1 rRNA gene is annotated in these 226 nt (G+C 54.4%); it reads left to right on the forward strand.

Annotated elements, in window-relative coordinates:
- Nucleotides 1-219: ribosomal RNA gene (locus tag GEV01_RS31570) — 16S ribosomal RNA — on the forward strand; the annotation flags it as partial.
- Nucleotides 220-226 lie beyond the last annotated feature (7 nt).

The raw sequence follows: 226 nt of genomic DNA on the forward strand, positions 1-226 counted from the left end.
ACTGCATGAAGTTGGAATCGCTAGTAATCGCGGATCAGCATGTCGCGGTGAATACGTTCCCGGGTCTTGTACACACCGCCCGTCACACCATGGGAGCGGGTTTTACCAGAAGTAGGTAGCTTAACCGCAAGGAGGGCGCTTACCACGGTAGGATTCGTGACTGGGGTGAAGTCGTAACAAGGTAGCCGTATCGGAAGGTGCGGCTGGATCACCTCCTTTCTAGAGT

Origin of the sequence: Rugamonas rivuli (assembly GCF_009380165.1) — a bacterium.
GTDB lineage: Bacteria > Pseudomonadota > Gammaproteobacteria > Burkholderiales > Burkholderiaceae_D > Rugamonas > Rugamonas rivuli.